This is a genomic window from Paracoccus zeaxanthinifaciens ATCC 21588, assembly GCF_000420145.1.
GTDB classification, from domain to species: domain Bacteria; phylum Pseudomonadota; class Alphaproteobacteria; order Rhodobacterales; family Rhodobacteraceae; genus Paracoccus; species Paracoccus zeaxanthinifaciens.
Genome location: NZ_ATUJ01000015.1, coordinates 72775 through 83276 on the forward strand (window position 1 = coordinate 72775; position 10502 = coordinate 83276).

Annotated in this window: 9 protein-coding genes, 1 tRNA gene and 1 pseudogene; 6 read left to right on the forward strand and 5 right to left on the reverse strand. The window is 65.5% G+C overall.

All coding sequences use genetic code 11. From position 1 onward, the window contains the following. Positions 1-91 precede the first annotated feature (91 nt). A complete protein-coding gene (gene thrS, locus F804_RS0113070; protein ID WP_022708197.1) occupies positions 92-2038 on the reverse strand; it encodes a threonine--tRNA ligase in 1947 nt (648 codons plus the stop codon). Between the two features lie 167 nt (positions 2039-2205). On the opposite strand from thrS, the gene F804_RS0113075 reads away from it, so the two are divergent. Beyond that, entirely contained in the window at positions 2206-2943 is a 738-nt protein-coding gene (locus F804_RS0113075) for an alpha/beta fold hydrolase (protein ID WP_022708198.1), read from the forward strand. Further along, positions 2930-3868, forward strand: a complete 939-nt coding sequence (locus tag F804_RS0113080) for an alpha/beta hydrolase (RefSeq protein WP_028725971.1) — start codon at positions 2930-2932, stop codon at positions 3866-3868. The genes F804_RS0113075 and F804_RS0113080 overlap by 14 nt, the downstream gene beginning before the upstream one ends. A gap of 21 nt (positions 3869-3889) precedes the next feature. Here the strand turns inward: F804_RS0113080 and F804_RS0113085 are convergent, their stop codons facing one another. Together F804_RS0113085 and phaZ are read right to left on the reverse strand one after the other, a co-directional pair. Continuing rightward, on the reverse strand, positions 3890-4372 hold the full coding sequence (locus F804_RS0113085) for a pyridoxamine 5'-phosphate oxidase family protein (protein WP_022708200.1): 483 nt from the start codon (positions 4370-4372) through the stop codon (positions 3890-3892). Positions 4373-4448: 76 nt separating this feature from the next. Beyond that, the gene (gene phaZ / locus F804_RS0113090; RefSeq protein WP_425413880.1) at positions 4449-5795 is read right to left on the reverse strand and encodes a polyhydroxyalkanoate depolymerase; all 1347 of its coding nucleotides are present in this window, start codon (positions 5793-5795) and stop codon (positions 4449-4451) included. A gap of 115 nt (positions 5796-5910) precedes the next feature. Between phaZ and phaC the strand changes: the two genes are divergently transcribed. From phaC to F804_RS0113110, 4 genes are all read left to right on the forward strand, one after another. Further along, positions 5911-7857, forward strand: coding sequence for a class I poly(R)-hydroxyalkanoic acid synthase (phaC, locus tag F804_RS0113095; RefSeq protein ID WP_022708202.1), 1947 nt, complete (start codon positions 5911-5913; stop codon positions 7855-7857). A 186-nt stretch (positions 7858-8043) separates the two neighbouring features. Next, complete coding sequence (locus F804_RS0113100; protein WP_022708203.1) at positions 8044-8493, forward strand: phasin family protein; 450 nt, start codon at positions 8044-8046, stop codon at positions 8491-8493. Between the two features lie 115 nt (positions 8494-8608). After that, positions 8609-9178, forward strand: a complete 570-nt coding sequence (gene phaR, locus F804_RS0113105; RefSeq protein WP_022708204.1) for a polyhydroxyalkanoate synthesis repressor PhaR — start codon at positions 8609-8611, stop codon at positions 9176-9178. A 46-nt stretch (positions 9179-9224) separates the two neighbouring features. Beyond that, positions 9225-9314: transfer RNA gene (locus F804_RS0113110), tRNA-Ser, on the forward strand. 266 nt (positions 9315-9580) lie between these two features. Here F804_RS0113110 and F804_RS16520 read toward each other — a convergent pair. Further along, positions 9581-10150, reverse strand: coding sequence for a M48 family metallopeptidase (locus F804_RS16520; protein WP_281166828.1), 570 nt, complete (start codon positions 10148-10150; stop codon positions 9581-9583). A gap of 28 nt (positions 10151-10178) precedes the next feature. Further along, positions 10179-10502 (reverse strand): annotated as a pseudogene (locus F804_RS0113120) (IS5-like element ISPze1 family transposase); the annotation flags it as partial.

Here is a 10502-nt window from a genome sequence, read left to right on the forward strand (position 1 = left end):
TGCCCGAATCGCATAAAAACGCAAGCGCGAACTGCCCGGAATCAGCCGCGCCTGCAATAAGATTCGTGACGGCCCTCGATCTGGTGCCTTGTCAGCGCAGGTCGGGCGCGGTCGCTTCGGTCGAAAGCTGGTCCACGACCTCGTCGAGGGTCAGCGTCCGGCTGCCTTGCTGGTCAAGGCGGCGCATGGAAACGCTGCGGGTCTCGACCTCTTTCATGCCGATGGCCAGGATCGCGGGGACCTTGGCGACGGAATGCTCGCGGACCTTGTAGTTGATCTTCTCGTTCCGGGTGTCTGCCTCGGCGCGGATGCCGGCGGCCTGAAGCGCCGAAACGACCTCGTGCACGTAATCATCGGCGTCCGAGACGATGGATGCAACCACAACCTGACGCGGGGCCAGCCAGAAGGGCAGTTTGCCGGCGCTGTTCTCGATCAGGATGCCGATGAAACGCTCGAAGCTGCCCAGGACCGCGCGATGCAGCATGATCGGGCGGTGCTTGTGCCCGTCCTGTCCGACATATTCCGCGTCCAGGCGTTCGGGCAGGTTCGGGTCCACCTGCAGCGTGCCGCATTGCCAGTCGCGGCCGATCGCGTCGGTCAGCACGAATTCCAGCTTGGGCCCGTAGAACGCGCCTTCGCCCGGGAAGATGGTATAATCATATCCCGCGGCCTGGCAGGCATTGCCCAACGCGGCCTCGACCCGGTCCCAGCTTTCGTCGGAACCGATGCGCTTTTCGGGGCGCGTGGACAGCTTGATCCGCCAGCCGGTGAAGCCCAGATCGGCATAGATCCCGGCCAGGAACTCGATGAATTTCTTGGTCTCGGCCTCGATCTGATCCTCGGTGCAGAAGATATGCGCGTCGTCCTGCGTGAAGCCGCGCACGCGCATGATCCCGTGCAGCGCCCCCGAGGGTTCGTAGCGGTTGCAGGACCCGAACTCGGCCATGCGCAGCGGCAGGTCGCGATAGGATTTCAGGCCGTGATTGAAGATCTGCACGTGGCAGGGGCAGTTCATCGGCTTGAGCGCGTTGACCGTCTTGGTCCGCGCGTGATCCTCGTCGACCTCGACGATGAACATGTTCTCCTGGTAGTTTTCCCAGTGGCCGGATTCCTCCCACAGCTTGCGGCTGACGACCTGCGGGGTGTTCACCTCGACATAGCCGTCGGCGCGCTGCTTGCGGCGCATGTAATCCTGCAGCGTGGTATAGATGTTCCAGCCGTTCGGGTGCCAGAAGATCTGGCCCGGCGCCTCTTCCTGCATGTGGAACAGGTCCATCTCGCGGCCCAGCTTGCGGTGGTCGCGCTTGGCGGCCTCTTCCAGCATGTGCAGATGCGCCTTGAGGTCGTCCTTGTTGCGGAAGGCCACGCCATAGATGCGCTGCAGCATCGGGCGCGTCGCATCACCCAGCCAGTAGGCGCCGGCGATATGGGTCAGCTTGAAGGCGTCGGCGGGCAGCTGGCCGGTGTTCTGCAGATGCGGACCGCGGCACAGGTCCTGCCAGTCGCCATGCCAGTACATCCGCAGATCCTCGCCCTCGGGGATGCGGTCGATCAGCTCCACCTTGAAGGGTTCGCCGGCGGCCTCGTAATGGGCGACGGCGCGGGCGCGGTCCCAGACCTCGGTACGGACGGGTTCGCGGGCGTTGATGATCTCCTTCATCTTCGCCTCGATCTGGCCCAGATCCTCGGGGGTGAAGGGCTCGGCCCGGTCGAAATCGTAGAACCAGCCGTGGTCGCGCACCGGCCCGATGGTGACCTTCACGTCCGGCCAGATCTCCTGCACGGCGCGGGCCATGACATGGGCGAAATCGTGGCGGATCAGTTCCAGCGCCTGTTCCTCGTCCTTGAGGGTGTGGATCGCGATCGCGCCGCTTGCGGTGATCGGCCAGGCCAGGTCGATATGCTTGCCATCGAGGCTGGCGCTGATCGCGCGCTTGGCCAGGCTGGGGGCGATGCTTTCGGCCACCTGCGCGGCGGTCACGCCCGCGTCATAGTCGCGCGAATTGCCATCGGGAAAGGTGAGGGAGATCTGGGACATCACGTCCTCCTCGTCGGTTTGGCGCCCACGGAACGCCCGGTTGCGGGTTATGTCGGGCGCAACGCATGAACCGTGGCCGCCCCCCTGTCAAGTCATGCGGCGGTTCCCTGCGGGCGCGCGATGCCCTATCACCATGAAAACGCAACCGATCCCGACAGGAGCCCGCCATGAGCCGCAGCATCGAGACCGCAGACGGACGCCGCATCGCCTTTCATCAGACGGCGGGGAAGGGGCCGGGCGTGGTGTTCCTTGGCGGGTTCATGTCCGACATGACCGGCACCAAGGCGCTGCATCTGCAGCAATGGGCCGAACGCACGGGCCGCGCCTTCCTGCGCTTCGATTACAGCGGTCACGGCGACAGCGGCGGACGGTTCGAGGATGGCTGCATCGGGGACTGGGCCGCCGATGCCCGCGCCGTGATCGAGACGCTGACCGACGGGCCGCAGGTGCTGGTCGGGTCGTCGATGGGCGGCTGGATCAGCCTGCTGATCGCCCGCGCCATGCCGCAGCGCGTGGCGGGGCTGGTGACCATCGCCGCCGCCCCCGATTTCACCGAACGCGGCTTCTGGGCGGGGATGGACGATGCGACCCGCGACCGCCTGATGCGCGACGGCGTCGTCATGCGCCCGAGCGATTACGACGCGCCCTATCCCATCACCCGCCGCCTGATCGAGGACGGTCGCGAGAACCTGGTGATGGACCGCGCGCTGGAACTGCCCTTCCCCGTGCGGCTGCTGCAGGGGACGGCGGATGCCGACGTGCCGATGCAATGGGCGCTGGACCTGCTGGACCATGCGCGCGGCGACGACATCCGCCTGACGCTGGTCAAGGGCGCGGATCACCGCTTCTCGTCGGATGCGTGTCTGGACCTGACGGTCGAGGCGATCGAAGATGTTCTGGGCTAGGGTTCTGGCCGCGCTGGTCGTGGCGGCGGCGGTCTGGACGCTGTGGCCGCGCCATCCCGGCCCCGCGCCGCTGGCCGATCTGCCCGAAGACCTGCAGGCATGGCTGAGTGCCCGCGAGGACGGCATCGCCCCCGAGGTCGCCGCCCGGCTGCAATGGGCGGGCGATCCCGGTGCACCGACCGATATCGCGCTGGTCTATCTGCACGGATTGTCGGCCTCGCCCATGGAGCTGCGTCCGCTACCCGAGGATGTGGCGCGGGAACTGGGTGCGAACCTGTTCGTCACGAGGCTGACGGGGCACGGGCAGGACGGCGATGCGCTGGCGCAGGCCACGGCGCGGGACTGGTGGCGCGACACGGCCGAGGCGATCGCGGTCGGGCGTCGTCTGGGGCGGCGGGTCGTGGTCATCGGAACCTCGACCGGGGCGACGATGGCCGACCTAGCGGCGCGCGACGAGGTGCTGGGGCCGCAGATCGACGGGGTGGTGCTGATCTCGGCCAATTATGCGGTCAGGTCGCGGGCGGCGCGGATGCTGGACCTGCCCTTCGTGCGCCACTGGATGCCGCTGGTCGCGGGTCGCGAGCGGTGCTTCGAGACCCTGTCCGAGGATCACGCAAGGGGGTGGACGAGTTGCTATTCCGTCGCCGCGCTGCTGCCGCTGGCCAAGGTGCTGCAATGGTCGCGCGCGGCCACGGGCGATGCCGTCCAGCCCGCGCTGTTCATCTGGTCCGAGGGGGACATGGTCGTCGATCCGCAGGCGATCCGAAAACGTGCCGACGACTGGCAGGGACCGGTCGCGAAGCATCTTGTGCAGATGGGGCAGGGGGATGATCCTTCCAGCCATGTGCTGGCGGGGGATGCGTTGTCGCCCGGCCAGACGGCCGGGCTGACGAAGGTGATCGCGGATTGGATCCGCGGGATCTGAGGCTGCTCAGATGATCGGGGCTCAGAAAGTCAGGGCAAAGTGCTTGCCGACATCCGGCGTCTCGCCCGTCACCTTGGCCTTGGCGATGTGATACATGAAGGCAAGGCTGCCCTCGGTCGTCCAGACCTCGGCCTCGGTCAGGTCCATGCGGACCAGCTGCGCGTCCGGGTCCTTCTGGCCCTGGTCGAACCAGGCCGAGGCCACGCCGCCCATCAGATCCTCGAGCTTGGCGCGGTCGTCCGACAGCGACAGGCGACCGTGGCAGCGGGTATAGATGCCTTCGCCCCCGTCCGAGACGACATGGACGCCGGGCTTCGATCCCGATGCCAGGTCCTTGGCCAGCTCGGTGTCGCGTGCGGTGATGAACCACAGGACGCGATGTTCGCGGTCGGCGTAATGCGACATGGGGATCAGGCGCGCCTCTCCGGTGGTGCCCAGCATCCCGCTGCGCACATCGTCGAGACGTTTCCAGAACTTGTCGGCGTTTTCGTGATGTTCGGTCATCGCGTTTCCTTTCCGTCGCATGTTGCGATCTTCGGAAAGGGAAACGGCCCCCGCGGGGGCCGGGTTCCGTGACCGTTCAGACGGCGATCTTGCCGCTGTCCATCGGGTCGTTCACGCCGCAATCGTCCTGCGCCTGCCGCGACCGGCGGCGCTTGCGCGTGGCCTGCGTCTCGGGCTGCGAGGTGGCCTCGTCCATGAAGTCCAGGACCAGCGGGCGGATGTTCAGGCGCCAGGACTTGCCCGCAAAGATGCCGTAATGGCCCGCGCCGGGTTCCAGGTGCTGCGCCTTGCGGGCATCGGGCACGCCCGTGCACAGGTCCAGCGCCGCGACGCATTGGCCGGGGGCCGAGATGTCGTCGTTCGCCCCTTCGACCGTCATCACTGCGGTCGAGGTGATCTTGCCGATATCGACGCTGCGACCGTTCACCTCGAAGCGGTTCTCGGCGATCTCGAGGTTCTTGAAGATCCGCTCGACCGTCGAGAGGTAGAATTCGGCGGTCATGTCCATGACGGCCAGGTATTCGTCATAGAAGCGGTTGTGCTTGTCGCCTTCGGAGGCGGTGCCGCGCGCCTCGGCGAAGATCTGGTCGGCGAATGCCTTGGCGTGGTTCTCGGCGTTCATGGCGATGAAGCTGCCCAGCTGCGCAAGGCCCGGATAGACCATGCGCCCTGCGCCGCGATACTTGAAGCCGACCGACTGGATCACGAGGTGCTCCAGTTCGCCCATGGTGACGCGGTTGCCGAAATCCGTCACCTCGGTCGCGGCGGCGTCTGGGTTCACCGGCCCGCCGATCAGCGTCAGCGTGCGGGGCTGGGCCTCGGGGGTGTCCTCGGCCAGGATGGCGGTCGCGGCCAGCGCAAGGGGCGCGGGCTGGCAGACGGCGATGACATGGACGTCCGGGCCAAGGTGGCGGATGAAGTCCACGAGATAGGCGGTGTAATCCTCGACGTCGAACTTGCCTTCGCTGACGGGGATGTCGCGGGCATTGTGCCAGTCGGTCACATAGAGATCGCAATCGGGCAGCAGCGAGGTCACGGTGGACCGCATCAGCGTCGCGTAATGGCCCGACATGGGCGCGACCAGCAGGACCTTGCGCGGCTTGGGGTCGCGGCGTGCGACGCGAAAGCGGATCAGGTCGCCGAAGGGACGCTTCAGTTCCGGTTCGACATAGACGATGTGGTCCTGCCCGTCCTCGCCCGCGATGGCTGGGATTTCCCAGTCCGGCTTGATCACCATGCGCGAGAAGCTGCGCTCGGTGACCTTGCCCCAGGCCGCCATCATCCTGAACATCGGGTTCGGCGCCAGCGCGAAGGCCGGGTATCCGCCGATGGCGCGGGCGGTCGCGCCCAGCCATTCGTTCGTGTTCCGGATCGTCTCCATCGCGTCGTAGGAGATGATCCCCTTCACACCCTTGACCGTCATGACACCTCCGCTGGTTGCGCCCGTCATGCCAGTGTCACGGTCCCGAATTGCCGGGTTTACGCCTTGGCGGGGCTGCGCGTATCATCCAAGGAATAACTAGGGGGGAACGTCCGTCATGGCAAGGCAGACACGCGGCACGCGAAAAAATCTTGCTGCAGGGGAGGTTGATGCGAAAGCTTCGAAAAAGCCCGCAAAACCTGGCCCCAAGCGACGTCCGGCGGCCAAGAAGACGGCACCGGAACCCCGCGTCACGGCGGATCCCGCACCCGCGCAAGAGGCGCTGGACCGCATCGCGGGGGCAGGGCACGCGCCCACCGCGCAGAAGCTGGCCCAGAACATCGAGCGGATCGAACAGCTGGGCCATCGCCTGCTTGCCGCCTTTGCCGAACGCGCCATGCCCAACCCCAATGTCGAGGCGCCGGGGCCCGATCTCTATCGGACCGCCGCCGAGGGGTTCCTGAAGACCCTGACCGAGCAGCCCTCGCGCATGATCGAGATGCAGGTCAGCTACTGGGGCGAGACGCTGGCGAACTATGCCCGCGCGCAGCAGGCGCTGTCGCAGGGGCAATGGACCGCCCCCGAGGATGACGCCCCCGCGGACAAGCGCTTTGCCAACCCGCTGTGGCAGAACCACCCCTATTTCAACCTGGTCAAGCGGCAGTACCAGACCAATGCCCGCGCGCTGAAGGACGCGGCCGCCGGGCTGGAACTGCCCGACGAGGTCGCGCGCAAGCGCATCGGCTGGCTGACGAACCAGATCGTGGACATGATGGCGCCCACGAACTTCCTCGCGACCAATCCCGACGCGCTGGAACGCGCGATCGAGACCGAGGGCGAAAGCCTCGTGCGCGGGCTGGAGAACCTCGTGCGCGACATCGAACAGCATGGCGGCGAGATGATCGTGTCGCTGGCCGACCGCAAGGCCTTTGCCGTGGGCGAGAATATCGGCACCACGCCGGGGCAGGTCGTCCACCGGTCGCGCCTGTTCGAGCTGATCCAGTACGCGCCCATGACCGAACAGGTCCACGAGACGCCGCTGATCGTCTTCCCGCCCTGGATCAACAAGTTCTACATCCTGGACCTGAAGCCCAAGAACAGCATGATCCAGTGGCTGCTGGAACAGGGCCACAGCCTGTTCGTCGTCAGCTGGAAGAACCCCGACGCAAGCTTCTCCGAGGTGGGGATCGAGGATTACGTCGAGGCCTACCTGGAGGCGATGGACCGCGTGCGCGACCTGACCGGGCAGCCGAAGCTGAACGCGGTCGGCTACTGCATCGCCGGCACGACCCTGTCGCTGACGCTGGCGCTGCTGGCGCAACGGGGCGACGACCGCGTGAATGCCGCGACGCTGTTCACCACGCTGACCGACTTTTCCGAGCAGGGAGAGTTCGTGAACTTCCTGCAGGACGATTTCGTCGATGGGATCGAGCAGGAGGTGAATGCCTACGGGCTGATGCGGGCGGGGCTGATGTCGCGCACCATGAGCTTCCTTCGCGCCAACGACCTCGTGTGGGGGCCTGCGATCCGCAGCTACATGATGGGCGAGACGCCGCCCGCCTTCGATCTGCTGTTCTGGAACGGCGACAGCACGAACCTGCCGGGGCGGATGGCGATCCAGTATCTGCGCGGGCTGTGCCAGCGCAACGAATTCGCGACGGACGGCTTCCGGCTGATGGGGCACGACCTGCGCCTGTCGGATGTCGCCCTGCCCATCTGCGCCATCGCCTGCGAGGCCGACCACATCGCCCCGTGGAAGGATTGCTGGCGCGGCTTCGCCAGGATGGGATCGCAGGACAAGACCTTCATCTTGTCTGAATCGGGCCATGTCGCGGGGATCGTGAACCCGCCCAGCCGCGTGAAATACGGACATTACGCGGGGCAGGGGGGCTTCGATCAGGGGCATGACGCCTGGCGCGAATCGACCGGTTTCCACGAGGGCAGCTGGTGGCCGCGCTGGGGCGAATGGCTGGCCGAACGCGCGGGCCCTATGGTCGATGCGCGCCACCCCGAGGACGGGATCGAGCCTGCTCCGGGCAGCTATGTCCACGAGCGCGCGGGCTGAAGCGGGTCTTCGCTCCAGCAAGTTCAAGGACTTGTCCGGCATGTCCTGCGCAACCCGGGGTTTCGCTGCAGTGCAGCAGAAAAACCTTGAAATGCTGCGGTGCAGCATCCATATTCGGGTTGTGTTGAAAACGCGGCGAAACGTTCCTCCCTCTCTCTCGTCGCCGCATGACAGGAGCAGAAAGTTATGGCCAAGACCCCCGATTTCACCAAGACCATGCAGGACATGATGGCGAACTTCCCGATCGACACCAGCTCGATGCAGGAAGCCATGAAGTCCCAGACCGCCATGGGCGAGAAATTCGCCAAGATCGCGCTGGGCGCGGCCGAGCGTTCGACCGAGATCTCGTCCACCTGGGCCAAGGACTCGATCGCGCGCATGGGCGAACTGGCCGTCGTCAAGGAAGAGCCGACCGACTATGCGAAGGCCATGAGCGACTTCGCTTCGGCCTCGGCCGAGATGGCTGCCGAGCACATGGCCGCCTTCGCCGAAGTGGCCAAGAAGGTTCAGATGGACACCGTCGACCTGATGCTGACCGCCGGCAAGGACATGGCTGCCGACGCGCAGAAGGTGGCCGAGAAGGCGACGCGCGAAACCAGCGCCGCCGTCAAGAAGACGACCGCCGCCGCGAAGTGATCGCGACAGGGCGTTGACGGGAAGGGGTGGCCGAGTGCCGCCCCTTCTTGCGTTTTTCCTTTGCGTTTTGCCGACTTGGCTTCCATCATGCCTGAAACGACCGCAAGGAGCCGAGATGGCCGCCGAAAAAGCGCCCCTGCTGATCAAGCGTTACGCAAGCCGCCGCCTCTACAACACCGAGACCAGCGACTATGTCACGCTCGAGGATATCGCGACCTTCATCCGCGACGGGCGCGAGGTCCGCATCGTCGATCTGAAATCGGGCGACGACCTGACGCGTCAATACCTGCTGCAGATCATCGCCGAGCATGAGAGCCGCGGCGAGAGCGTCCTGCCGCTGGAGGTGCTGAACGACCTGGTGCGCAGCTATACCAGCAGCGCGCAGTCGGTCGTTCCTCAGTTCTTGGCCGCCAGCTTCGAGATCCTGCGCCAGGGTCAGTCCAAGCTGATGGAGAATATGGCCCAGATGCCCCATCCGATGACGAACGTGCCGGGCTTCGACGCGATGCAGCGCCAGCAGCAGGCGTTCATGCGCGCGATGATGGGCGGCTGGACTGGCAGTTCCGGCCCCGAGCCCGACGAGATGGCCGAAGGCGGCGATGCCAAGCCCGCCGAGGACGGTCAGGACATGGCCGAAATCCGTCGGCAATTGGCAGAGTTGCAGAAGCGTATCTCGAAACTCTGACATGCATCTTGCACCGCCCGCCGACACGGGCTAGACCCTGCCCGACGGAGCGGTGGCCGAGTGGTCGAAGGCGCACGCCTGGAAAGTGTGTAGGCGGGAAACCGTCTCGAGGGTTCGAATCCCTCTCGCTCCGCCACTTGCCCCCGCGAAAGCGTTCTCCCGATCCGGCTGAGGCCGGATTTTTCCGTTGTTTTCGAGGGTTATGCGGGAGGGACTGAGCACTGGCCCCGGTGCGCGGTGGCCCGGAAGCGTTCTCTCAAGGCCGATATTCTCCGGACCTCATGACTGCGCCATTTTGGTGAATTTCTCATAAGCCCCTGTAGATATTGGCGAAATTCAAGCCATTGAAATTGCTTGGATTGGAGTCGCGTTTGGGGCTGCCGCGACCGGGTTCGGAAGTTCTCAGGCCATGGCCCGTTCCAGTCTCTGCTTCCGGCGCTCCCAGTCGGGCATCACCTTGTCGAGGAGATCGAAGAAGGCTGCCCCGTGATGGGGTTCGGCCACGTGGCAGAGTTCGTGGGTGATCACGTAGTCGATTGCATCGACCGGCGCCTGCACGAGGCGGCGGTTCAGTAGCAAACGTCCGGCCGGTGACATGGACCCCCATCGCTGCCGGGTCTGGCGTACGATGAGACCCTTCGGCCGGAATGCCTCGGGATCCGGGAAGAGACCGAGACAGAGTTCGATCCGCTCCGGAAACTTGATGTGGGCCCGGTCCCTGTACCATGCCTCGACCAGTTCGCGTGTCACCTCCGGCCTGGTCGGTCGGTGAGTCTGCACAACGATGAAGCCGCGGGTCAGCTTCACGCTTTCCTTGACATGCGGGACGACCTTCAGCCGGTACTGGCGCCCCAGGTAAAGATGCGTTTCCCCTGCGACGAACCTGCGCTCCGGCGTCCGCGGCAGGAATTGCGCGAAATACCGCTGCTGCCTTGTTACCCATGCCGCGCGCTTCCGCAGCCTGGCTTCGATGGCGTCTAGGCTCCAGACTCATTGATGGTCACAGCCAGAACATGACGGTGGCAGCGAGAGCGACGGCGGAGAGGAAGACCTTTGGGCATCTATCGTAACGTGTCGCTACTCGCCGCCAGTCCTTCAACCTACCGAACATGATCTCTATGCGGTTGCGTCGTCTGTAGCGTCGCTTGTCGTATTTGACGGGCTTGCCGCGGGACTTCCGGCCCGGGATGCAGGGCCTGATCCCCTTGTCTTTCAGGGCGTCGCGGAACCAATCCGCATCATAGCCTCGGTCGGCGAGCAGCCAGTCCGCCCGAGGCAGGCTGCTCAGCAGCGCGGCTGCACCGGTGTAATCGCTGACTTGGCC

What these genes read in the sequence shown, in the direction of transcription:
- F804_RS0113080 (WP_028725971.1), top strand. Translation starts at nt 2,930, where the DNA reads ATGTTCTGGGCTAGGGTTCTGGCCGCGCTGGTCGTGGCGGCGGCGGTC.
- F804_RS0113100 (WP_022708203.1), top strand. Translation starts at nt 8,044, where the DNA reads ATGGCCAAGACCCCCGATTTCACCAAGACCATGCAGGACATGATGGCG.
- phaR (WP_022708204.1), top strand. Translation starts at nt 8,609, where the DNA reads ATGGCCGCCGAAAAAGCGCCCCTGCTGATCAAGCGTTACGCAAGCCGC.
- F804_RS0113075 (WP_022708198.1), top strand. Translation starts at nt 2,206, where the DNA reads ATGAGCCGCAGCATCGAGACCGCAGACGGACGCCGCATCGCCTTTCAT.
- phaZ (WP_425413880.1), bottom strand. Translation starts at nt 5,795, where the DNA reads ATGACGGTCAAGGGTGTGAAGGGGATCATCTCCTACGACGCGATGGAG.
- F804_RS0113085 (WP_022708200.1), bottom strand. Translation starts at nt 4,372, where the DNA reads ATGACCGAACATCACGAAAACGCCGACAAGTTCTGGAAACGTCTCGAC.
- phaC (WP_022708202.1), top strand. Translation starts at nt 5,911, where the DNA reads ATGGCAAGGCAGACACGCGGCACGCGAAAAAATCTTGCTGCAGGGGAG.
- thrS (WP_022708197.1), bottom strand. Translation starts at nt 2,038, where the DNA reads ATGTCCCAGATCTCCCTCACCTTTCCCGATGGCAATTCGCGCGACTAT.